The following is a 23,058-nucleotide window of genomic DNA, read 5'->3' on the forward strand; positions in this document are numbered from 1 at the left end:
ATGAAACTGTGGTTATTGTGGTGTATGACGATTTGCGGTTTAAGTTGCCTAGCTGCCAGTATGAGCAAACATCAACGCGATATTTTCGCGCATGCTATTTCTGCACGGCAGAGTCAATTTTTATACATAATCGGCTGGGGAATTGTAATTGCCTCAGCAGTGCCGGCTATTTTTTACTCGGGTTTATCGGTTGGTTTATCTGAATGGGTTGGCGTATTATCTTTTGCAGCTTTAGCTGTCGGTTTAACTTTAAGTTATCGTGCCAAATATATTTTACAGTTCAATCTTGCAATTGCGACCTTGTTTATTGTGCTCTGCATTTGTTCTGTTTTTATAGATTAATGCTTTATCAATCAATCGTTCATAAATGAATGTTTTATGAACCCGTTGGTTATGCACGTTTGAGTTTACTCTGCGTGCATAATTGATTGTTATGTGTGCGGTTTATTCAGTCTTAGCATAAGTCGCGGATGGCGACTGTAGAATCTGACTGCCAGCAGCTACGCTATGTGTTAACCAGACATTTCCACCGATGATAGAACCTCGACCTATACGGATTGCACCCAATATGGTTGCCCCAGCATAAATCACTACATCATCTTCAACAATAGGATGGCGAACATAGTCTTTTTTTAAACTACCGCTTTCAGTTACTTCAAAACGTTTGGCGCCCAGTGTAACTGCCTGATAAATCCGGACTCGCTCACCAATAACACAGGTTTCTCCAATCACGACACCCGTTCCATGGTCAATAAAGAAGGCTTGACCAATTTGTGCACCTGGGTGAATGTCAATTCCCGTCGCTGAATGCGCAATTTCTGCAATCATGCGCGAAAGTAAGGGGACAGCTGGATACAATTGATGTGCAATACGGTGATAGATAATTGCAAAAATACCAGGATAACAAAGTAATACTTCATCGACACTATGTGCCGCAGGATCACCTTCAAATGCAGCACAAACGTCAGCATCAAGTAAGCGTCTTATATTGGCTAGTGCATTGGCAAATTGCTGCACAATTTGATGGCTAAGTTCATTGAGCTCTGCTTCTTCATCGAGTTGCTCGGTTGCATAGCGACTGTCTTGACGTTTATGCTGATAATGCAAAGTAAGATGAACCTGCTCCAGTAAGCTATCGAGAACCTGATGCAAAGTATAACTAATATAATAGTCTTCAGTTTCTTGTCGTAAATCGGCAGGTCCTAAGCGCATTGGAAATAAAATACCGCATAAGCCATCGAGTATGTCTTGTAAAACCTGTTTTGAAGGTAATTCACGACCACCAATTTCTTTGAAACGATGCTGACGTTCACGCCATTCATGCCTAGCTTGCTGTAAACCTTGGATGACAGGTTGTATATTCCACTGAGTCACTGTTTTTCCTTATGATATCTGCTGGCTATGCCATCAATTACTGTGATGATCTACGATGTATATTTGTATTGTTATCAAGTCTTTATAAATATGCTATGAAGACATGGAATTTTTTGAACCTTTTATCGCGCTATGGCTTTATTCTTGTTGCCACGGTAAATGACGTGCTTTCCAGCCATTATATTGATTACGCTGCTGTTTTGCATCGAGTTCGCCTTCGAAACCCTCGAGAACGTTATATACCTGTTCAAAACCAGCTTTAAATGCCGCTTCTGCAGCTAGAGCAGAGCGTTTACCGCTACGACAAAGTAATAAAACGACTTGTTGTTTAGAGACTTTATGTTCTAATTCTTTTAGAAAGCGCGGATTTCGATTAAAGGCGGTGCCAGTGGCCCAAGCAACATGTATACTTTCCTCAATATAACCTACGAATTTACGTTCTTCATTGGTTCTTACATCGATTAAAACAGCATCGCCACGTTGCACCAATGCCCATGCATCTATAGGGCTTAAACTGCCACTAAAGTTTAACTGCGACGCCTGAGCATCATGTTGGGCTTGTGCCAAAATATCCTCTGTGCTTTGCTGTGTACTGTTAGTGCCGTGATCCAAAGGTAGGGTGGGTGTGGGGTTGAGTTGTATATTCATGGCGTGTTCCTCAAAAGCATATCTATATCAAACAACGCAATTGATGCTACGCCGGTTTTTTTATTTCTAAAAACAAAGAAAATCTATTTCTATATCTTTTTTCTGTATATATTGAATCCGTATAGATGGCGGATGGCATATTGATTAATGCTAAAACATGCCTTAATTATTTGTTTTTTAATATATATTTGCTAAGCATTAGACCAAATTCAAATAATAAGCACATCGCTGTTGCCAGAAATAGCATGCTTAGTGCGTCAGGTGGGCTAATAAACATAGCAATAAAAAAGAACATTACAATAATGTATTTTCGATACTGTACCAATTGATCAACTTTAAAAATACCAACAAGTAATAAGACAAAGATCAGGACTGGAATCTGAAATACCGTAGCAATTATAAAGCAAAGATTAAGGCAAAAAATCAGATACTGGTTCATATCTGTCATGGGAATAACACTCTCAGGAGAGATATGAATAAAAAAATGTAAAGCCATAGGCAAGATCATGAAAAACGTCAAGATAATGCTGCTATAAAACAAGATGATGCTGGTCAATATAATTGCAAAAACGCGTTTTTTTTCATAATGATATAAGCCCGGTGCAATAAAACGCCAAAATTGATAGAGCAAGAAGGGTGCGGTAATGAATAGCGCGACACAGAAATTTAATTGAAGTGGTACAACAAAATTCGCCGTGAGATTAGTTGCAATAAGATGTCCATGCTGCGGTAAAATCGAAACTAAAGGCTGGGATAGGGTATTGTAGTTATATTGAGCAAAGGGAATAAGTAAAATAAAAATAACCAAAATGCTGGTAAAACTATAGATTAAGCGTTTTCTTAATTCGATTAAATGTGTGGTATAAGGATTGGGCTTATGTTGTGCTGTATCATTATTTTTTATCATGCTGCTTCAGCCTGATGAAGATTCAATACTTTGACATAGTTAATCTGATAAGGAATATAGACTAAATTTTCTACGATTAAGCGCAATGGTGGTCTAAAGAATAAAGATGCCGGCCAAGAAATATCTTGCTGCTCTTGTTGTTGTATCCATGTCATATCATACTGAATTTGCTGTAAACGCTGTTCTAAGCGTTGTTCACTTGCTCTGATATTTTCAATTTCGTGATGAATTCTTTGTTTTAAATCTATTAATTCCACTTCATTTTCAATATCTTGCTGAATTTTAATTAAGCTTATTTTTAAGTTTCGATATTGGCTAAGTAATCTGTTTAGACCGCTTAATAACTTGTCTGGTCCTAATATAATCAGAGCGATAGCAACCAATAAGACTAATTCAGTAAAACTAACATTTAACATGGTGGGAGATATCCTGTCGATATATTTTCTGATTGGTGTTGTAGGTATCGTTGTATTCATAATTAAATTGTGTTGATGCATTAAGAATGCTATGAATTATTTGAGTTATTTTCATTTTTTAAAGATTTTTCATTTTTAATATGTGGCTCGTCTAATACATTTTTAAAATCTTTTAAAGCACCACCCAGATCTTTACCTAGGTTTTTAAGCTTTGATGTACCAAATATTAAGATTATGACCAAGGCAAATAATAGAATATGCCAGATTGACAGCCCCATTTTATAAACTCCAAGCTAAACTCTTTGACTTTTCCAATTGCAAGAATTGGGAATTGCTAGAATTGGATAATAATGATCTACCATGAGATCAATATTCTGCTGTTTTGCAATTATTCTCTTGCTAAATTAAGCGTTTTTACAGCGAATATGATAAATAGCACATAGAGATCAATTGACGAAATCATAATAAGATCAATCGATATCAAAAACCTGCTATAAGGAAAATAATAATATTATTTCAATCACTTAATCTTTAATTTTGCTATTGAAATTTAGTCGCATTGCTAGACCATATTATTGCGAATCTCTACAATGCTATTATTCGTAGTTAATCTTAGTTTGGCAGCTCATCCTATGCAGGAAAAATCGTTAAAAATTCTTTTAATTCCTGGTTTTATGCTTAATGCGAGCTTATGGGATAAGGTTAAAGGGTTTTTACCAACGATATATGACATAGATTGTGTAAGTCACTTACACGGTCCAAATATCGATGAAATTGCACAGTCGATTATGAAAGATAGACCAGCACAGTATGTTGTCATCGGTTTTTCTTTAGGTGCTTATATTGCTCGCTCAATTGCAGAGCAATTTCCAGCCCAAGTTAAAGCATTGATTGTCATAGCATCTTCATTAAGAGCTGATACGATTGCACAGCAACATCAGAAATTACACGCAGTGCAACTTTATAATCAACATAATTTCCGTGGTCTGAGTACAGGCAGCATTGCCAAGACATTGCATCCCCAGTCCAATCAAAATAAAGAACTGATTCAAACAATTCAAAATATGGGATTGCAATTAGGTTATCAAGTCTTTGCTCAACAATCGATATTACAGCGCTATCCACCACAAAAGACACTGAATTTTCCAACCTTGGTTATTGCTGCAAAGAATGATCAATTACGATCAGCAGAAGAAGCGCTCGAGCTCAAACAATACTTAAGTGCTAAATTGGTATATATCAAAAACAGTGGGCATATGATACCACTTGAGCAACCGAAAGCTTTAGCACAAACCATTGCATCTTGGTTAAGTCATCAAAAGTGGGGTTAGCACAATAATGGCGAACCATTCTCAAGATTTAAGGTAGTGCCAAAGAAGAAAATTTATTTAGATGCAAGCATCAACTATTGGCAGTAAACAGAAAATTTATAGACATGATACATGCAGCAAAATATCAAATGACAGATTTATAAACTTATGAGCGAACTATATAAATAGCCAAAGCTTGCTAGCTGCTCATACTCGTTTTAACTTTATATAGGATTTCGCATAATGTATATTATGTTAAATAAGATATCTGAGACTGTGGTCTACATACAGCACTGTTTGTTGCCACAGCTCAGCAACGTGAATATCTGCGATTATAATTCACGTTGGTCTATGATCAACGTCAACAATGGGAATTGTCACAAAGAACTCAATTTTATTAGTAGATTACACAATTATTGCACGTCGGCAATATGGTCTCAGTCGTTTCGATGCCGTTATAGATGCCTGCCGTAAACGTGCCCGCCCCATTCTCATGACCACCATTGCCATGGGTGCTGGCATGTTACCCAATGCGCTAGGGCTGGGTGCTGAACCCAGTTTTAGACAGCCTACCGCAGTTGTGGTTATTGGTGGCTTAATTACCTCAACCTTACTCAGTCTGGTGGTTATTCCGGTAATATTTACTTATGTTGATGATTTTTATCAATGCTTAGTGGCTAAGTTTAAGGTCCGCAATTAAAATTTAAGCTTTATTTTTTATTCAAATCATTTGCCTTCATCAAAAAGTTGGTCTAAGAATATAGACCAACTTTTCTCATCTCTTCTGCATTTCTGATTGCTCGACCATACTATTTCTGGAATTTTCTTGTACATCAAAGCAAATATTTAAAACGGTCGCCCACCCGCCAAACTAACACGTTTTAATAAACGGCGTTGTTCTGCTGGAAATGCCGTCCTCGAATGTAACGTCACTTGATTATCCCAAAATACAATATCACCCACTGACCATTGATGTTGGTAGCGATATTTATCTTGCACAATGTGTTCACGTAAACTGGCAATGAGAGCAGCCCCTTTTTGATCACTATAGCCCACCACTTCAACTTCAGTATGTGTATCTAAATACAATGCTTGTTTTTTACTTTCAGGATGGGTACGCACCAAAGGATGAGGAAATGCGGCGCCTAATGCTTCCTGATCTGAAAAACGATAGCTTGGGTGTACTCCGCCACCAAAACGTAAAAAAGGATTATAGGTAATCAGTTGTAAATGCTGAATTTCAGCTTTGGTCGCATCATCTAAATCGGCATAGGCTTGTACCGTGTTATACCATGTTGTTGCACCACCATCTTGAGGAACTTCAAGCGCATATAACAATGAAGCACTCGATGGTTGTGGGGTCCAGTGATGATCACTATGTGGCGTAAGCTCGCCATGCCCAGTGTAATCGCCCTCACCAACAGCATTGGATACAGGCACGACATCTGGCGGTAAGCCAGAGTCATTTTGTGTAGCCAAAACTTTTACATCAACCGGCGGTTTAAATATGGCACCAAAATAACTGGCAAAGGCTAGAAACTGCTCATCACTCAGGTGTTGTTGCTTAAAGATCAAAATCAAATGATCTTGCAGTGCTTGTTTTAGTTTTAAAATACTTTCTGCGCTTTGTGGCAAACTAGCGTCGAAACCGGTCACCACTGCCCCCAATGCCGCTGGTAAAGCGTCGATCTGCAATATTTCAGGCTGCTGCACAACAGACTCATGCCATCTTGGCGAGTTTTGAATTGAAAAGGATAACTGGGTTAATACGCTCATTTTTTATTCCTTATTACATACGACCGCATAGATCAAACCGATTCATTTAAATCATCTATAGTGTTATGCCCGCTGGCTGCTAGTGCTGGTTATGAAACCTATAAATCAATGACTTAAATAAAAAAATATGTTCTTGACGGGCTGAAAAAATCATCTGGTGCTGCGATTATGCAAAAGATCAACTTGATACTCTGTCTGTTTCTAGACTGTTATTGCTATTAATTCCGCTATCCATAGCAGAATTCACGCTAAATCTATCTGCTTGCAATGAGCGCAGAATTGAATCTGGTCATTGAGCTTCACGGCGCATAGTAGTTATATAACTGATTACTGAATATTTCATTTGGATCATATTTTTTCTTCAGCGCAAAAAATTGCTGTGCTTGTGGATAGGCACGGCGCATTTTTTCTGGGGAAATATGCAAACGATAAGGCAAGTAAAATGTGCCGTGATGCTGTAAGGCAACATCTAATAATTGATTACTTAAAACTTTCATTTGTTGTTCTTGCTGCACATTTTTGCGCTGATTAAATAAAAACACCAGTCCGAATACATCCTCACGCGCGTAATTCATATATGCATCTGAATCTTTTTTGACTTCACGGATGGTAATATTTAATAAGTCCAATGGGCTATTGTGTAGGATTGGCTTGATATCCTCAATAAACCCAGCAAGCTGCTGCTTGGGAATAAAGTACTCATGTAAAATATCGGTCGAATTGGGATCATGATTCTCTATTAAGGCTGCATCTTCACTGAGAATTTCATTACGGCTAAAAGTGCTATAGGGTAATATTAGATTTAATGCATTTTCTAAATCCCAACGTAAGCGTTTGCCATATTCATTATTGACCGATCCCCGAAACACAATACGGCGGATTTCTTCATTTTTAGGCGCTTGCTGCGCTAAGGCAACCGGTGCTTGGTTTGTCTTTTCAAAATAGTTTAAAGTCGCTTGTTGTAAAAAACCTTTATTTGAAATTTTTAAACGTCCATAAGCAAATTGGATATGTTCTTGCTCAGTCACCAAAGCCTGATATGTTTCATGATATTGTGCGGGTTTTAATGACACGGAATGAAATTTTAATGCAGTGTTATCAACAACTTTTAATTTGACATCCAAAATAATACCGAATAGCCCATATCCCCCAATAACCAATTTAAATAACTCAGGGTTCTGCTGCCGACTACAATTGACAATATTCCCATCAGCCAGCATAAGCGTAAAGGATACAATGCTTGAAGAAATAGGTGCTGCGTTCTTTTGCCAGCCATGCCCATTGACACTGATTGAACCACCGATAGAGAAATTACTAAAAGACTGCATGATAGCAATCGATTTACCATAACGATCTAAATACTGTATAGCATCCTGCCAGGTCGCACCCGAACCTATCGTTAAAATATTTTGCTCCACATCAAACTGCATTGCGCGATACGGCAGCATATTAATCACAATCCCATCAGGCGAGATACTTTGCCCACCCATGCTGTGTTTAGCACCAGCCAGTGCAATGTTTAAATGATTCTGCTGGGCATATTGTAGTAATGCTTTGAGTTGTTTGTGGAGCTGTTCAGGCTGTTCAGCAGCATTCACCAATAACCGTACTCGGGTTAAATTTAAATGGCTGGCATCATCTCGGTAAATCGCTGGCAATAATGCCGAATTCGATTTTGCTTCATTCAATTTAACCCGAATTAAATAACCACTTGGAATTGCCATCAGTGCTAAAAATAAAATAAGCAACATTACATATATTTTTTTATTCATATTGCTCATTGCATATTCAAATCGATGCTTTGTTGGCAATCATCGCAAAATTGGACCATTTAGTGCAAGCAGCCTATTCACATCAAGCAAAAATACCCGCCATGTTGCCAACACAACGCAATGCTATTTTAAAGATGAGTCTTTTGTAGAAGACCCAATATTCTACTATATTTCCATAAAGAAATTAAGGTTTTAATTTGAATAGAAAGTATTTGTTTTACAATGTATTTTTATAAAAATTAAGCAATAATAAATACATAAAGTTCATCAGTCACACATAGGTATATCCAATATGTTTCCAGAATATCGCGATTTAATCAGCCAATTGAAACAAAAAGATGCGCACTTTGCCAAAGTCTTTGAAGAACATAATGCTATAGACCATGAAATTATTCGTCTAGAACAAAATCCGGTTACCAGTGGCTCAGATCAAATTGAAGTTTTGAAAAAACAGAAGTTAAAATTAAAAGATGAACTTTATGTACTCATCAAACGTGCACAAGTGAGTTAGCTTTACCGCCATAGATTCATAGGATGGCACAATCTAAAATTTATTTTGTTCGCAAGTTATGTGCAAGGGCTTGCTCAACTCAGCCCTTGCACCTGTTTTGCCTTTATTTACTATTTTATTATGATTGATGCCCTTGCTTATGATTTATCCTCGCTCTACCCACTCTCTGTCCAATGCACGATTTTCAACTTGTTAATTGAGTTATTTGTCTAACTGCCGCCAAGGCTTAATATATGTGCGTTTACGCGTTACCAGCACACTGGCGATGAGAATCACCGTTGTGACAGCAAAAGTTAATAAAGTTTCATAACGATAATTTTCAGAAAAGCCCATAAATGCGAGAACCAGTAAAATAAAGAAAATCACCAGCCATGTTAACCATGGGAAACACCACATTTTAAAGTCGAGTTGCTGACCAAGTGCTTCATAATGACTACGCATACGGTATTGCGAGATGGCAATAACTAAATAAACAATCAGCGCAATCGCACCTGTGGTCGATAAGAGAAAGCCAAAGACTTGTCCCGGAAATGCATAATTGGCAAAGGCACCGACAAACCCCGCTACACTGGATGCCAATACGGCTATTTTAGGCACGCCTTTATGAGTTAATTTTGCTGCTGCCGCAGGTGCATCACCACGTGTTCCCAATGAATATAACATGCGTGAAGCTATATATAATCCAGAATTCATACAACTACAGACTGCAACAAATACCACGATATCCATAATGGCTTTGGTACCCGGAATATTTAATACATGTAATACATATTGGAAGGTTCCCATTTGTTTTAAGCCAGGATCATCCCAACTGACCAACGCGACAACCAGAAAAATCGACAACAAATAGAAAATGGCGATACGATAAATCACCAAGTTGGTAGCACGACGAATTTGTTTCTGTGGGTCTTGCGATTCTGCCGCAGCAATAGATACCACTTCCGCACCAAAAAAAGAGAAAATCGTGACCAACACACCATATAGAACGGCACTAAAACCATTGGGCATAAAGCCATTATTATCATAAATCTTGGCAATACCACTGATCTGCGGTGCTAAGGGCCACCAGCCAAATATGGCCATCGTCGCTACAATAATAAAAGCAATGATTGCCACGACTTTGATTAAAGCAAACCAAAATTCAAATTCACCAAAATTTTTCACATTAAATAAATTGGTCATGCTGAGCCCAGCCAAAATTAAAATGGCATAACACCATGATGGCAGCATTGGAAACCATGCATGTAAAATATCGGCACCGGCGATGGCTTCAACGGGAATAATCAGTACCCAAAACCACCAATATAACCAACCAATCGAAAACCCAGCCCAAGGACCAATTGCTTTGGCTGCATAAGTTGAAAATGAGCCAGAGTCAGGTTGCATAACAGCCATTTCCCCCAACATCCGCATCACTAAGAACACCAATAAACCTGTGAGTGCATAAGAAATAATAATGGCTGGTCCCGCTAAGGCGATTGCTGAAGATGAGCCAATAAATAAGCCAGCCCCAATAATGCCACCAATGGTAATCATCGTGACTTGACGACTTGATAAACCATGTTCCAATTTGGTCGAATCAGCATGCGGATTGCTATTCATGTGCTTTGTTTCCATACGATCCCTTATTTTCGAATAGATGGCACGTTGATCAAACCGCAAGCGCACATGATGCATTGATAAAATCATAGATACATCATAGCGAGTGCTATATAGAAACATATGGTTCAAGCGGCTTGTATCACCGTGCTGTTTATTACTAGGCGGTATAATCCATTCCACCCTCATCATTGGAGTATCAATTTGCACGGCGATGTTCACAAGCGAAAAAAAATACTATCGACACAACTTATTTTCTTAGATGCTTACTTTTTTCTTAGCTGTTTCCCTCAGCTGTTCTGCGCGTTTTTATTCGCGTTTTTTACGGTGATTCGCATAACAATTTCGCGTAAGAATATTGAAATAAATTAATATTTTCGATGCGCTCAGTCTTTATAAGCTCAGCTTATGCTACATTAGCAAAAATAATGAAAGTGTTGCTATAGGATAGCTTGAACGCCTTAATAAAGCGTGTTTTACCAAATAAGGGAGAATTATTTGATGCACAAAATTACTGCAAGGACCTATCCATCCACCATGTCTTTACGCTGTTTTGAAGCATCAGCACGATTTTTAAGCTTTACCAAAGCTGCGCAGGTTCTACATATGACGCAAAGCGCAGTCAGTAAACAGGTCGCACACTTAGAAGACAATCTCAATACCTGTTTATTTGAGCGAACATTAAAAGGCTTAGCGCTGACACCAACCGGAAAGTTATTTTTACAACAGACACAACTGATCTTAAATAAAATCGAAATTTCGGTGCTCAATATCTTGGCTTATGGCAGCGAAGCAGAAGCCGTTAATATCGCCGCCCATCCAACGCTATGTGCACGCTGGTTAATCCAAATCTTAAAAGGCTTTGGGCAGCAACATCCACAGATCCATTTAGACATTCAAGAACAGATTACCTCGACTGAAATAGAAAACCAGCAAACCGATATTGCCTTTTTATATGGTGAAGGGATTTGGCGCGATATGACCAGTGTCAAACTCTTTGAAGAGCGCTGCGTTGCCGTATGTTCTCCTGAGCTTATTCCCCAAGCATTTAGTCATTTAGAAGATTTTTGCTGCCATGTGTTGATTCAATCGCGTTCTCGACCACGTGCTTGGGATGAGTATTTTCAAAGCCAAGGTTTTATCAACGAACAGCCTTTTATTGGACCGCGCTTTGATACATTTTATTCCTGTATCAATGCCGCAATAACAGGTTGTGGCATTGCCTTAATTCCTAAGTTCCTCGTCGAAAAAGAACTCGACTCAGGTGAGTTAATCTTGGCATGGTCTTATGAAATGAATAGCCATAATGCCTATTATATGACTTACCCCACCTCAATGGCGAAAATCCCCAAAGTTGCAACGGTGGTGCATTGGATTCAAAATCATTTACATTCCACACCAACACCGCCAACCCACTCTGCTTCGCTTTGATAGTCTGTCCGTATTAACGATTACTCGACCATTAAAAAAACCGCTTGATCCTGACAATCCAGCGGTTTTTTTAACTAGGGCTGCGCGACTTAATTTAGAGCCCATCAGTTGACAACAAAAAAATCATAGCCTATGTGCGATTAAGCCACGATTTTAAGACATTGTCCGGCATGATAGAGCGTAATACCGCAATCATAAAATAATGAACGCGCACGGCGAAACGCGACTTTATTACCCGCTAAATCCACCAAAGGCAATGGTAGTTTTTCTGGATCATCCGCTTGTAAATAATCCGCAAATGCTTTTCCCACCAAAGTTCCAGTGGTAATACCACGTCCATTAAAAGCTGTCGCGGCGACAATGCCGGGTGCAGGTTCAAATAAACGCATAATATGATCACTGGTAAAACCAAATTGACCTGACCATTGATATTGCCAACCCTGAGGTTTTAAATCTGGAAAATACTTCTGCAGCATCAAATTGGCCCAACGTAAATAAATTGCTGGATTGGTTTGATAATCCCCCACAGTGCCCAATAATAAACGCCCGTCTTTGTCGCGACGGATACTGGATAACGCCAAACGAGTATCCCATGAGCCATTTTTATATGGCAAGATTCGATCAGCTACTGGACCACTTAATGGTGTTGTCGCAATTTGATAATATTTTACAAAGTAAATGGTTTTTAAAATCTCGGTCCATTCACCTTCGGTATAAGCATTGGTGGCAATAATAACTTTATCAGCCAAAACCTGACCCTGTTTGCTCTGCACACACCATTGTTGTTGTTGCTGCTGAACAATCCCTGTAACAGGAGAGTTTTCATAGATATTAACCGGAAGCTTTTGCGCTGCCTGTGCTAGACCCGTCACATAGGCATAAGGATTTACAGTGCCTGCACGGCGGTCCAATAATGCTTTTTGAATAGACCTCGTTCCGCAATATTCATGGCATTTATCACCCGTCAGTAGCTCAACATCCGCACCTCGACGCCGCAATTGTGCATAACGTACCTCGACATCGCGCTCACCTTCGGCATTATGTGCCATATGTAAATTACCCGTGCGATGATCTTGTGCATCGATGCCCAAACGGTCAATCAGATCAAAGACCAATCGTGGTGCTTCAGCCAAAGCGGCTGTAAGTTTTTCACCTACTTTTTCACCCAAATATTGATTGAGTTCATCGGGCTGTGCCCAAGTGCCAGCATTGACCAAACCGACATTGCGCCCAGACCCACCCGCACCGACTTCGGCTGCCTCTAATACCGTAACCGTATAACCCGCTTCAGCTAGATGTATGGCAGCAGATAAACCGGTAAAACCCGCACCAATAACACAGACATCCGTTGTCACTTCTGCCGATAATGTCGGAAATTTTGTAGGTGCTGCGACCAAACTTTTCCATAAGACCTGATTGTTTAACATTGTATTGTTTAACATCGTGATGACCCTATCCTTAGGAATTACACAGATATGGCGTGATGCTCCAGTGAGTAAACAAGATGCACCACGCCATCACAGAATATAACTTAACCGAAGTTAATCCCTTGCGCTAAGGGTAATTCACCGGAGTAGTTGATGGTATTGGTCTGACGACGCATATAGTTTTTCCATGCATCTGAACCTGACTCACGACCGCCACCGGTTTCTTTCTCGCCCCCAAAAGCGCCACCAATTTCTGCACCACTGGTACCGATATTGACATTGGCAATACCACAATCACTGCCCTGCGCGCTCATAAATGCCTCAGCCTCACGCAAATCATTGCTAAAGATACAAGATGACAAGCCTTGTGGTACATCATTTTGAATGGTCAATGCCTGTTCAAAATCATCATAAGGCATGATATATAAAATCGGTGCGAAAGTTTCTGTTTTGACAATCTCGTTTTGTTGTGCAATTTCTACAATTGCAGGCTGTACATAGTATGCATCAGGATATTGTGCTGCCAATAGACGTTCGCCTCCTGTTACGGTGGCACCTGCCGCCCTTGCTCGTTGCAGTATCGTTTGCATTTGCTCAAAGATGTGTTGATCAATTAAAGGTCCCACCAAATTGCCCTCTAAAGGATGACCAATCGACACAGATTGATAAGCTTTTTTCAGTTTTTCAACAACATCTGCTTGAATAGAACGATGCACAATCAAACGTCTTAGGGTGGTACAACGCTGACCTGCTGTACCCACCGCAGAAAATAAAATACCCCGTATAGCCAAGTCTAAATCTGCGCTTGGCGCCAAAATCATGGCATTATTGCCGCCCAGTTCTAAAATGCATTTCCCAAAACGTTGTGCCACTTTGGGCGCGACCAATTTCCCCATGGCGGTACTACCAGTTGCACTAATCAGTGCTACACGCGCATCACTCACCAAGCGATCACCAAGATCAGCCCCACCAATCAATAGTTGTGATAAGTTTGCGGGTGCATCACGACCAAATTGCTCAATGGCTTGATCAAACAAAGCTTGGCAGGCCAAAGCCGTTAATGGTGTTTTCTCTGACGGTTTCCAAATGACGGCATTACCGCAGATTAAAGCCAAAGCCGTATTCCAAGACCACACTGCGACAGGAAAATTAAATGCAGAAATAACACCGACAATCCCTAATGGATGCCAAGTTTCACGCATATGATGCCCTGGGCGCTCAGATGCGATGGTCAAACCATATAACTGACGCGACAACCCTACAGCAAAGTCGCAGATATCAATCATTTCCTGAACTTCACCTAGACCTTCTTGCTCGATTTTACCGGCTTCCCATGACACCAAAGTCGCTAATTCTTTTTTATAATCACGTAACACCTGCGCGAAAATTCGAATGAGTTCACCGCGACGCGGTGCGGGCACTTTACGCCATGCCTCAAAAGCTTGTTGTGCTTGCTGTATGGCTTGATCGGCTTCGGCAACACGATGTTCAACGACTTTAGCAAGCACTTGCCCTGTAATCGGAGTGCTCACCGTCAATGTCCCAGACTGATAGCTTTGTTTTGCAACGCCAAGTTTGTCTAATAAATCCTGTATCATGATCTTTTCCTACATCCTTAATGAGACTGCTATATCAAGCTTTCCTTCGCAAATACGAGATTCCATTGCAGTAAGCTTATCTATAGATCCATTAAATCCTGCGCATTGAAATTGGACAAACGAATTAAAATATACGCTGCATTCCTTTTTTTCTTAGCCTCAGCATTGCTTCTAGCTCACAGCAGACCCATTAAAAATTTTGCAAATAAATTTGTCAGGTTTTTCTAGCCAAGTGGGTAATAGATATTGAGAATGTAAATCATTGCCATAAAGGTCTTTTTCTAATGTCATTCAGAAAACAAACACTGGTCGTCCTGATACATTGTTTTTTCATTCATGGCGCATATGCCAGTAGTCCGGCGAGTACGCAAACTGCTGTAAACAGCAATACCGAAAGGTATTATCAAATTCCTGAGAATGATCTAGGTCGTGTGCTCTCCAATTTTGCAGTGCAGTCTGGCGTACCTTTAAGCTACGATCCCAATATGGTAAAAGGTTTAAAAAGCAAGGGAATTCAAGGGAATTATTCTATACAAAAAGGCTTCGAACATATTCTGTCCGAACAACCTTATCATATTGAAAAACAAGGCTCGGTATTTCTCTTAAAACCAAATACCGCAGCAAAGCCGCAAAACAATGCATTGCTTATACCGACCTCTGTAACAGCAGATCCGTCCGCAGCATTACCACTTACAGAAAACACGATTGCCAGCCTGCCGGTGATTACCCTCAATGCTGAACCGAAAAGAGTCAATACCACTCACAAAGACCGTGAGCAAATCAACCGTTTCCGTGGTACAGGTAACGGCGATGTCTTTGGTGATATTGCTGGCTTACAAGTCAACAGTATGCGTAATGAAGCTGGTGCCTTAGATATCGGCATTCGTGGTATGCAAGGTGAAGGTCGTGTGCCTGTGATTATTGATGGCAGTTTACAGTCTAGTCATGCATTCCGCGGCTACCAAGGAGAAAGTGACCGTACCTATATCGATATGGATCTCATCAGCAATATTGAAGTTGAAAAAGGTGCATCACGCGCTAAATTTAGCGTCGGCGGTATTGGCGGTGTGGTCAAAATGCGTACCTTGGGCGTAGATGATATTTTATTGCCTGGTCGGCAAAGCGGTGTCATGCTCAAAGGCAGTTTTTATAATAATAACAAGAGCCCAGTAGTCTCTGACAATGAAAAAGAACAAGTCAATTATATTATTCGCAATAAACTGTCTTCCACTAACTTCCAAAATGGTGCTGGTACTGTCGCCTTTGCCTTTAAAAATGACTTTATTGATGTCGTGACTGCCTATAGTAAACGTGAGGTGGGAAACTATTTTGCCGGTAAACATGGTTTAGACTTTTATAAAGAAAAAGATATGTATGAACTTGATGGCGGTCAGGAAGTCGTCAATACCGGCTATCAAAGTGATTCAGGCATCATTAAAGTGGGGCTAAATTTAACGGATGAGCATCGTATTGAAGTCAATACCCGACGCCATGTGCAAAAGGCTGGAGAGGTGTTGTCATTTTATTGGGGACGTTATCCTGTCAAAGATCCCAATTCCCCTCCTGGACGTTATGATCATGACGATCAAGGCAATCTAATTTATATTCCACAAGCCGATATTCCCGATCTCTACAATATGACGCAATGGCCGATGGGGAAAGCAGCTGTGAATGCATTCAGTGCCAGTTATACCTATAAGCCCAAAGATAACCCATTGCTAGATTTGGAACTGGGGCTGTGGCAAACCCGTGCCAAATATGATCAGAATAATGGTATGGGCAATACCGTAAATATCAATGGTGGTGCTGCCCATCAAGGTGATCAATACCGTGGGAGTTATCAGGACTTTCGTACTGGCATCAATCTCGAAAACAACAGTCGATTTGATGCACTGGGTCTGCTGCTAAACTACGGCTTCACCTATGACGAACAACGCATGAAACCGCGTAATATGTATCATACAGAAGCTTCTCGTGATGCCTTACGTAAAGAAACTTCGATCTTCTTAAATGGTGACTATCAGTTTAAAGACTTCACTTTAAGCTTGGGAGGCAAGTGGCATAACGCAGAAGTCGAGGACTATGCTGACCAAGAAGTACCGATGCGCCCAGTACAAAATCCAGATATTGGCAGCAAAGGCTATGCCGTACGCAAATATGGCGGTAAATTTGATTGGATGGGACAGCTAAATTATCAAATCGTTGATGGCTTTGATGTTTACGGAAAACTATCGAGTATGTACCGCAGCCCAAGCTTATTTGAATCCAGTGTGTCCGGACAAACTTTTACTTATGATCCAGACTTGCCTATTCGCGCTGAAAACTCGCGCATTGTGGAATTTGGTTTTATAGGTCAACGTGACAATTTATTTTTGAACAATGATCAAATCAAGTTAAACCTGAATTATTTCCGTAATCAGACCAATAACTTCCTGACCCAAGAAACCATACAAAAAGACATCCCGAACGTCATAACACCAAACTTCATTCTGCCCTATACCACATCATATACCTTTGCCAATTATGATCGGGTGGTATTAAAAGGTGTGGAGCTGGATTTAAGCTATACACTGCCGAGCTTTTTTGTGAGTTTAAATGGTACGCTATATCAAGCACCCAAAGTCTGTGCTCATTCATCTGACGAGTGTAACCAAGTTGGTGGAACATGGAGTCTCATGACCACACGTCTACCACCGCGTAAAATCTTTAATATTACCGTCGGTAAAAGCTTCTTTGAAAATAAACTCAATGTCGGTGCGCGCGCCCGATACCATTCTGAAAAGAAAAATCCTAAAGATTGGCTACAAGGTACAGGAATTGCTGGACGTGCAGTGACGGAACTGTCTTCAGAAACGGTCGTCGATGCCTTTGCCAGTTATCGTTATAACCCCAATCTGGAATTCTCATTTAATATAGATAACCTCACCAACCGTTATAACTATGATCAAGGCACCGTTATCAGTATGCCGATTCCAGGGCGTACCTTTAAAGCAGGCGTAGAGTTGAAGTTTTAAACCAGCTCGACACGAGGCTTAAGGCTTTATAGCCTTTATTAAACGCAACGCAACAAGCAGCCATAATTTGTAAAAGTTATGGCTGCTTATCAGGCAATACCGTTTGATTTAGATTGTTTTTGCTTGCGTCGTTTTACTCAGGGAGTAATGCCAAATAAGAAGATGGATTTTGTCTTTTCCCAGCTTTCACCACCTCGAAATGCAAATGCGGACCTGTACAACGTCCAGTACACCCAACGTCAGCAATGTGTTGTCCTGCATGAACCTGATCGCCAATTTCAACATGCAATTTAGACGCATGAGCATAGCGGGTAAAATAACCATTGCGGTGATCTATCTCAATATAGTTACCATAGCCTTTGCCCCAACCCGATTTGGTTACGATGCCAGGTCCCGTTGCATAAATTTCTGTGCCGGCTTTGGCGGCCAAATCCAAGCCAGAATGTCCTTCAACCTTACCATTCATCACGCGTTGCCCAAACTCTGAGCTCACTGTTGAATTGGGTAAAGGATGCTTTACAAACCATGACCCTAAAGATGAGGCTGATAGTTTTTGATTGGCCAGTGCCGAGCAAGAAATCATCGCGGTCAATATCGCACAAGAAAAAAACTTCAACTTCGACAATGTCATCATCATAAATCTTATCGCTCGTAAAAAACAATGTCATGTTATAACATAACAAATTAGCTATAAAAAATAAGGTTCGCGTTGATTTTGTAAATACATATTTCTCATGCCTGCTACAAATCATGCCGGTTTATGCAAGCCGGTTGCTAGATTATGTTGCACTGGGGCATAATCTATGCCGATATCGCAATGCCTCTAACCCCAAGTATCCGGACATCAAGCATACGGATATTACGGATATATTGCTGAGCAGTAGAATGAATATTAGTACTTTAGCCAAATTAAGTGGTGTTACCCCATCGACCATTCGCTACTATGAGCACATTAAACTCTTAGCCAAGGTGAAACGGAAAGCCAATGGCTATCGCGAATATCATGACGATGACCTAAAACAATTGATCTTGATTCAGCAAGCACAACAAGTTGGTTTTAGCCTCGCTGAAATCAAGGCACTGTTACCTACCAATATCAAACAATGGAATCATAGCCAATTGCTCGATACGCTCAATGGCAAAATAAAGGACATCGAGCAATTGCAACACCAATTACAACAGAGCAAACGCAACTTACAAAGCATGATCGATGCCATCACCGATAAGCCAGCAGAAATCAGTTGTGAAGAAAATGCTGAACGTTTGCTGAAACAATATGCCGTCAAAGATTGATCATGTTAGGGCAACTCGCTGCATTTGCTTACGATAAAGTCGACTACGACAAGCTAGCATCTGTTGTTCTTTAAGCAATGCCCACCACGGTGCAACATTGGGCTTGGCAGCTAGCCCTCGGCTATGACGTTGTAACTGATACTTTACGCGTGCCATCTCGACCAAAGCGGCTAAGGTTTTGTTGGACCATTGGATTGGCGGCAATTGTGCTGCTACGGGATCATCATGTTGCCATAAAGTGACTAAATCAGGCATCAATGCCAAAGCTGTAGCGATCCCCACCATGGCAATACCATCTGATAATACCTGTTCAGCAACCGCTTTACGGCGTATACCACCAGTCAACATCACTGGCATGTGTGCCACATTGACAATCTCTGTGGCAAATTCCAAGAAATAAGCTTCTCGTGCCAAACTACGCTCATCACGAGTCTTCCCTTGCATTGCCGGTGCTTCATAGCTGCCACCAGAAATCTCGACCAAATCGACCGCTTCAGCATTGAGCATACTGACGACTTGTTGTGCTTCTGCTGGGCTAAAACCGCCGCGTTGAAAATCTGCAGAGTTCAATTTGACTGCTACAGCAAAGTTTTTGGAAACCACAGCGCGAATTGCGCGAATAATCTCCAATAACAAACGTGCACGATTTTCCAGTGAACCGCCCCAGCGGTCTTGTCGTTGATTGGTTAATGGTGATAAAAACTGGCTCAGCAAATAACCATGTGCGGCATGAACTTCAACGCCATCAAAACCCGCTTGCTCAGCCAATTGTGCTGTACGGCTAAAACGCTGAATCAGCTCTGTGATCATCGCTTCAGTCATGGCAATGGGGCGATTAAAACGCTTGGACATATTGCCTAAATTCATGGCAACCGCAGAAGGTGCCCAGGTTTGCTGTCCCAAATTTGCTTGCATTTGCCGCCCAGGATGATTGATTTGCATCCAAACCTGTGCGCCATGTGCACGGCTGACGTCTGCCCATTTCCGAAAAGCAGATAAATGTTGCTCATTTTCAAGCACCACACCCGCAGGTCCAGTCATCGCACGGCGATCAACCATGACATTGCCTGTAATAATCAATCCCACACCCCCTGCTGCCCAAGCCTGATATAAGCGTAATAAAGCATCAGATGGCGCATGATTGTGATCTGCCATATTTTCTTCCATCGCAGCTTTGGCAATACGATTTTGAATACGGCGTCCATTGGACAATAATAACGGTGCAAATAATGTCATTTTCAAGCCCTTGTCAGAGAATAAGCCTACTCTAAGATTAAAGTAGACTTTAAGGTCAAGAAAAAAGTTGCAGATTTTACCACTCGCTTGACCGATGCAGGTTTCGTCCCGCTCTTCACTGCACTGCTTTTTCTGAGCTTCTTTTTTCTGTAATTTTTTTACTGTAATTTTTTTACTGCAATTCTTTAGCACTTTGATGCTGCTGAGATCAGCTGAGATCGAATTCATGCGCGGACACTGATAAAACATCGAATATCGAATATCGAATATCGAATATCGAATATCGAATAGTTTAGCCATTCCCCAAAGACGACGAAGCTGTAAGATATTTCACCTGCTGCTGTGTGAAGTAATGCAGCCGTTGCTGCGCAAAATATTGTGTTTGCTGTTGTAGCCATTGGGTAAAAACCTCGACATCAGCATGTGCATGGTGTGGATAAAGCAATTTATAATTTGCTTTACTCTTTACCACGACATCAAAGACATTTACTAAGCGGCCACTCAACAGTTCATCTAAAACCAAAGCACTACGCCCTATAGCAACCCCTTGATGATTGAGCGCTGCACTGATTGCCAAACTCGATAAGTTAAACTCGATCCCTGAAATACCATCTAACCATTGTGGTTTAAACTGTTCCAAGTAAGTTTGCCACTCAATATAGGCTGGTGCGCCAATCCATGGCATCGCATCATGCAATAACGTCACCCCCGCAAGACTTTGCGCTTGAGCAAAAGCTGGATGCTGTGCTAAATAGTCTGGCGTCGCAACTGCGATTAAATATTCATCCAATATCACCTCCGCGGCATCTGGATTAAACGGATGTGGATCATAACGAATGCCTAAATCAATCTGTTGATTTTGCATGACTTCACGATCGAGTGCTTGAAATTCAGCTTTGAGTTTCACCACGATATCACGATGCGCCAGATGGAAATCACTCAGTCTTGGCATTAGCCACTGTAATGCCAATGACGGTAAGCAGTTAATATGAAGTGCATGATTTTCACCTTGCAGTTGCTTCAGTGTTTGGTAAATATCGGCAAATGATCGATTCACACAATCGAGTAAAATTTGTCCCTGTTCAGTCAAGCGTAAACTCCGACTTTTCCGGATAAACAATGCAAATCCCAAGCCTTGTTCTAAACTACGGATTTGTTGGCTCACCGCACTTTGGGTAATATGCAACCGCTGAGCGGCTTGGGTAAAGCTTAGGCTTTGAGCCGCGATCTGAAAGGTTTTTAATGCCTCAAAGTTAATCTGTTGCAATCGCATATGCATTAATTCTACTAATGGGTTCCTTAGAAAATATCATTTTTTAAAAGTCCTTGTCTCTATTATTATCAGACTTATCTTATAACGCTACGCTTTAGGAATGATCAGCATATGTTTGAGAATTCACCCCACAGCACACTTGATCACACACTGATTCAACAGCTACAACAGAAAACGGCCATGCTCTGGCTTAATCCCTACCTGGGTTGTGCGCTGCCCAATGATGCACCCAGTGTACATGCAATTCAGGCGGCACAGGATCGCTTACAACGAAGCCAAGCCTTGTTACAGCATTTATTTCCAGAGCTTGCTGCCAGCCAAGGTCAAATAGAATCTGATTTAATTGCTCTCAATCAGGCTGAACCCGCGCTTTTTACCCAGCCGAAACTCAGCAAGCAAGCCATTTATCTTAAAGCGGATCATGCCTTGCCCATTGCCGGCTCAATCAAAGCCCGTGGCGGCTTTCATGAAGTCATCGCCATTGCTGAACAGATCGCGCTTGAGCAGCAACTGATAACCGCAGAGCAAGACCTCCTTGCGTTAAGCACGGCATCTGCCAAAGCCTGCTTTGCTGAATACACCATCAGTGTGGGTAGCACAGGTAACTTAGGTTTGAGTATAGGCATTATGGCGGCAGCGTTGGGCTTTAAAGCTGTGGTACATATGTCGGTCGAAGCCAAAGAATGGAAAAAGCAACGCTTGCGCGATCGTGGTGTCGAGGTCGTTGAACACCGTGGTGATTATGCCGCTGCTGTTGCGGGTGGGCGTGCCGAAGCAGCAACGCATCCCAAATGTCATTTTGTCGATGATGAGCAATCAACATTGTTATTCTTAGGTTATGCCGCTGCTGCTACTCATCTTGCCCAACAGTTACAACAACAGCAACGCCAGATTGATCGTGAACATCCCTTAATCGTCTATATCCCCTGTGGTGTCGGAGGTGCGCCAGGAGGGATTTGCTATGGTCTAAAAGCCATTTTTGGAGATGCTGTGCATTGTTTCTTTGCCGAGCCTGTCGCCTCTCCTTGCATGCTCGTGCAACTGGCAGCCAATACAGATCAAGCAGTTTCGGTCTATGACATTGGTTTAGATAATAAAACCGAGGCAGATGGTTTGGCCGTCGGTTTAGCTTCTACACTGGTCAGCCCACTGATGCGCGCACAATTGTCTGGGGTTTTTACGGTAGAAGACCCACAGCTATACCAAAATTTATATCAGCTCAAGCACCTTGAACAAATTGAGGTTGAACCTTCTGCTGCGGCAGCATTGCAAGGTCCTGTCTGGCTCAACCACCCCGCCGCTCAAGACTACCTCAACAGCCACAACATTGTGATCGCTCAGGCGACACACGTCATCTGGAGCACTGGGGGGTGCCTAGTCCCTCAACAAGAAATGCAAAAATTTCAACGCATCGGTCAAGAAATTTATGATCGGCATAAATCTAAAACCTAAACGATGATCAATGATAACCAC

At 41.2% G+C, this 23,058-nt stretch carries 19 protein-coding genes and 2 pseudogenes; 8 read left to right on the top strand and 13 right to left on the bottom strand.

The window, feature by feature from the left end:
• On the top strand, positions 1 to 342 hold the full coding sequence (locus BFG52_RS08420) for a DUF3325 domain-containing protein (RefSeq protein WP_067554684.1): 342 nt from the start codon (positions 1 to 3) through the stop codon (positions 340 to 342).
• A 102-nt stretch (positions 343 to 444) separates the two neighbouring features.
• On the opposite strand, the gene epsC is transcribed toward BFG52_RS08420, so the two are convergent.
• The 5 genes from epsC to BFG52_RS08445 all read right to left on the bottom strand — a co-directional run bounded on the left by epsC (position 445) and on the right by BFG52_RS08445 (position 3,623).
• Positions 445 to 1,374 carry a serine O-acetyltransferase EpsC gene (gene epsC / locus BFG52_RS08425; protein WP_067554687.1) on the bottom strand — a complete coding sequence of 310 codons (930 nt, stop codon included), beginning with the start codon at positions 1,372 to 1,374 and terminating at the stop codon, positions 445 to 447.
• Positions 1,375 to 1,512: 138 nt separating this feature from the next.
• Positions 1,513 to 2,022 (bottom strand): rhodanese-like domain-containing protein, encoded by a 510-nt coding sequence (locus BFG52_RS08430; protein WP_067554690.1) that lies wholly within the window; start codon positions 2,020 to 2,022, stop codon positions 1,513 to 1,515.
• Positions 2,023 to 2,188: 166 nt separating this feature from the next.
• On the bottom strand, positions 2,189 to 2,929 hold the full coding sequence (gene tatC / locus BFG52_RS08435; RefSeq protein WP_067554693.1) for a twin-arginine translocase subunit TatC: 741 nt from the start codon (positions 2,927 to 2,929) through the stop codon (positions 2,189 to 2,191).
• On the bottom strand, positions 2,926 to 3,345 hold the full coding sequence (locus BFG52_RS08440; RefSeq protein ID WP_067554696.1) for a hypothetical protein: 420 nt from the start codon (positions 3,343 to 3,345) through the stop codon (positions 2,926 to 2,928). Before BFG52_RS08440 ends, tatC begins: the two co-directional genes overlap by 4 nt.
• Before the next feature lie 89 nt (positions 3,346 to 3,434).
• Positions 3,435 to 3,623 (bottom strand): Sec-independent protein translocase subunit TatA, encoded by a 189-nt coding sequence (locus tag BFG52_RS08445; RefSeq protein ID WP_067554699.1) that lies wholly within the window; start codon positions 3,621 to 3,623, stop codon positions 3,435 to 3,437.
• Between the two features lie 354 nt (positions 3,624 to 3,977).
• Between BFG52_RS08445 and BFG52_RS08450 the strand changes: the two genes are divergently transcribed.
• Together BFG52_RS08450 and BFG52_RS08455 are read left to right on the top strand one after the other, a co-directional pair.
• A complete protein-coding gene (locus tag BFG52_RS08450; RefSeq protein WP_067554702.1) occupies positions 3,978 to 4,676 on the top strand; it encodes an alpha/beta fold hydrolase in 699 nt (232 codons plus the stop codon).
• A gap of 346 nt (positions 4,677 to 5,022) precedes the next feature.
• Positions 5,023 to 5,355: pseudogene (locus tag BFG52_RS08455) on the top strand (efflux RND transporter permease subunit); the annotation flags it as partial.
• 146 nt (positions 5,356 to 5,501) lie between these two features.
• On the opposite strand, the gene BFG52_RS08460 reads toward BFG52_RS08455, so the two are convergent.
• Positions 5,502 to 6,431: a TauD/TfdA dioxygenase family protein gene (locus BFG52_RS08460; protein ID WP_067554708.1), complete on the bottom strand. Its 930-nt coding sequence runs from the start codon at positions 6,429 to 6,431 to the stop codon at positions 5,502 to 5,504.
• A 299-nt stretch (positions 6,432 to 6,730) separates the two neighbouring features.
• Positions 6,731 to 8,203: an FAD-binding oxidoreductase gene (locus BFG52_RS08465; RefSeq protein ID WP_228703820.1), complete on the bottom strand. Its 1,473-nt coding sequence runs from the start codon at positions 8,201 to 8,203 to the stop codon at positions 6,731 to 6,733.
• A gap of 292 nt (positions 8,204 to 8,495) precedes the next feature.
• Here BFG52_RS08465 and BFG52_RS08470 point away from each other — a divergent pair, with 292 nt between their 5' ends.
• The gene (locus tag BFG52_RS08470; protein ID WP_067554713.1) at positions 8,496 to 8,714 is read left to right on the top strand and encodes a YdcH family protein; all 219 of its coding nucleotides are present in this window, start codon (positions 8,496 to 8,498) and stop codon (positions 8,712 to 8,714) included.
• A 201-nt stretch (positions 8,715 to 8,915) separates the two neighbouring features.
• On the opposite strand, the gene BFG52_RS08475 is transcribed toward BFG52_RS08470, so the two are convergent.
• Positions 8,916 to 10,316 (bottom strand): amino acid permease, encoded by a 1,401-nt coding sequence (locus tag BFG52_RS08475; protein WP_067559336.1) that lies wholly within the window; start codon positions 10,314 to 10,316, stop codon positions 8,916 to 8,918.
• 498 nt (positions 10,317 to 10,814) lie between these two features.
• On the opposite strand from BFG52_RS08475, the gene BFG52_RS08480 reads away from it, so the two are divergent.
• Entirely contained in the window at positions 10,815 to 11,744 is a 930-nt protein-coding gene (locus tag BFG52_RS08480) for a LysR substrate-binding domain-containing protein (RefSeq protein WP_067554716.1), read from the top strand.
• A 140-nt stretch (positions 11,745 to 11,884) separates the two neighbouring features.
• Here the strand turns inward: BFG52_RS08480 and amaA are convergent, their stop codons facing one another.
• Complete coding sequence (amaA, locus tag BFG52_RS08485) at positions 11,885 to 13,186, bottom strand: L-pipecolate oxidase (protein WP_228703821.1); 1,302 nt, start codon at positions 13,184 to 13,186, stop codon at positions 11,885 to 11,887.
• An 89-nt stretch (positions 13,187 to 13,275) separates the two neighbouring features.
• A complete protein-coding gene (amaB, locus tag BFG52_RS08490) occupies positions 13,276 to 14,769 on the bottom strand; it encodes an L-piperidine-6-carboxylate dehydrogenase (protein ID WP_067554722.1) in 1,494 nt (497 codons plus the stop codon).
• Between the two features lie 284 nt (positions 14,770 to 15,053).
• Here amaB and BFG52_RS08495 point away from each other — a divergent pair, with 284 nt between their 5' ends.
• Entirely contained in the window at positions 15,054 to 17,783 is a 2,730-nt protein-coding gene (locus tag BFG52_RS08495) for a TonB-dependent receptor (RefSeq protein ID WP_067554724.1), read from the top strand.
• Positions 17,784 to 17,916: 133 nt separating this feature from the next.
• Here BFG52_RS08495 and BFG52_RS08500 read toward each other — a convergent pair.
• Positions 17,917 to 18,333 (bottom strand): annotated as a pseudogene (locus BFG52_RS08500) (M23 family metallopeptidase); the annotation flags it as partial.
• Between the two features lie 335 nt (positions 18,334 to 18,668).
• Between BFG52_RS08500 and BFG52_RS08505 the strand changes: the two are divergent.
• Positions 18,669 to 19,076, top strand: coding sequence for a MerR family transcriptional regulator (locus tag BFG52_RS08505; protein ID WP_067554727.1), 408 nt, complete (start codon positions 18,669 to 18,671; stop codon positions 19,074 to 19,076).
• Here BFG52_RS08505 and BFG52_RS08510 read toward each other — a convergent pair whose 3' ends face one another.
• Together BFG52_RS08510 and BFG52_RS08515 are read right to left on the bottom strand one after the other, a co-directional pair.
• A complete protein-coding gene (locus BFG52_RS08510) occupies positions 19,077 to 20,312 on the bottom strand; it encodes an NADH:flavin oxidoreductase/NADH oxidase family protein (protein WP_067559340.1) in 1,236 nt (411 codons plus the stop codon).
• Positions 20,313 to 20,604: 292 nt separating this feature from the next.
• A complete protein-coding gene (locus BFG52_RS08515) occupies positions 20,605 to 21,585 on the bottom strand; it encodes a LysR substrate-binding domain-containing protein (protein ID WP_081408761.1) in 981 nt (326 codons plus the stop codon).
• Positions 21,586 to 21,696: 111 nt separating this feature from the next.
• Between BFG52_RS08515 and BFG52_RS08520 the strand changes: the two genes are divergently transcribed.
• Complete coding sequence (locus BFG52_RS08520) at positions 21,697 to 23,037, top strand: D-serine ammonia-lyase (RefSeq protein ID WP_067554730.1); 1,341 nt, start codon at positions 21,697 to 21,699, stop codon at positions 23,035 to 23,037.
• Positions 23,038 to 23,058 lie beyond the last annotated feature (21 nt).

This window comes from Acinetobacter larvae, from assembly GCF_001704115.1.
GTDB lineage: Bacteria > Pseudomonadota > Gammaproteobacteria > Pseudomonadales > Moraxellaceae > Acinetobacter > Acinetobacter larvae.

What these genes read in the sequence shown, in the direction of transcription:
- BFG52_RS08420 (WP_067554684.1), top strand. Translation starts at nt 1, where the DNA reads ATGAAACTGTGGTTATTGTGGTGTATGACGATTTGCGGTTTAAGTTGC.
- BFG52_RS08430 (WP_067554690.1), bottom strand. Translation starts at nt 2,022, where the DNA reads ATGAATATACAACTCAACCCCACACCCACCCTACCTTTGGATCACGGC.
- tatC (WP_067554693.1), bottom strand. Translation starts at nt 2,929, where the DNA reads ATGATAAAAAATAATGATACAGCACAACATAAGCCCAATCCTTATACC.
- BFG52_RS08440 (WP_067554696.1), bottom strand. Translation starts at nt 3,345, where the DNA reads ATGTTAAATGTTAGTTTTACTGAATTAGTCTTATTGGTTGCTATCGCT.
- BFG52_RS08445 (WP_067554699.1), bottom strand. Translation starts at nt 3,623, where the DNA reads ATGGGGCTGTCAATCTGGCATATTCTATTATTTGCCTTGGTCATAATC.
- BFG52_RS08450 (WP_067554702.1), top strand. Translation starts at nt 3,978, where the DNA reads ATGCAGGAAAAATCGTTAAAAATTCTTTTAATTCCTGGTTTTATGCTT.
- BFG52_RS08460 (WP_067554708.1), bottom strand. Translation starts at nt 6,431, where the DNA reads ATGAGCGTATTAACCCAGTTATCCTTTTCAATTCAAAACTCGCCAAGA.
- BFG52_RS08465 (WP_228703820.1), bottom strand. Translation starts at nt 8,203, where the DNA reads ATGAATAAAAAAATATATGTAATGTTGCTTATTTTATTTTTAGCACTG.
- BFG52_RS08470 (WP_067554713.1), top strand. Translation starts at nt 8,496, where the DNA reads ATGTTTCCAGAATATCGCGATTTAATCAGCCAATTGAAACAAAAAGAT.
- BFG52_RS08475 (WP_067559336.1), bottom strand. Translation starts at nt 10,316, where the DNA reads ATGAATAGCAATCCGCATGCTGATTCGACCAAATTGGAACATGGTTTA.
- BFG52_RS08480 (WP_067554716.1), top strand. Translation starts at nt 10,815, where the DNA reads ATGCACAAAATTACTGCAAGGACCTATCCATCCACCATGTCTTTACGC.
- amaA (WP_228703821.1), bottom strand. Translation starts at nt 13,186, where the DNA reads ATGTTAAACAATACAATGTTAAACAATCAGGTCTTATGGAAAAGTTTG.
- amaB (WP_067554722.1), bottom strand. Translation starts at nt 14,769, where the DNA reads ATGATACAGGATTTATTAGACAAACTTGGCGTTGCAAAACAAAGCTAT.
- BFG52_RS08495 (WP_067554724.1), top strand. Translation starts at nt 15,054, where the DNA reads ATGTCATTCAGAAAACAAACACTGGTCGTCCTGATACATTGTTTTTTC.
- BFG52_RS08505 (WP_067554727.1), top strand. Translation starts at nt 18,669, where the DNA reads ATGAATATTAGTACTTTAGCCAAATTAAGTGGTGTTACCCCATCGACC.
- BFG52_RS08510 (WP_067559340.1), bottom strand. Translation starts at nt 20,312, where the DNA reads ATGACATTATTTGCACCGTTATTATTGTCCAATGGACGCCGTATTCAA.
- BFG52_RS08515 (WP_081408761.1), bottom strand. Translation starts at nt 21,585, where the DNA reads ATGCGATTGCAACAGATTAACTTTGAGGCATTAAAAACCTTTCAGATC.
- BFG52_RS08520 (WP_067554730.1), top strand. Translation starts at nt 21,697, where the DNA reads ATGTTTGAGAATTCACCCCACAGCACACTTGATCACACACTGATTCAA.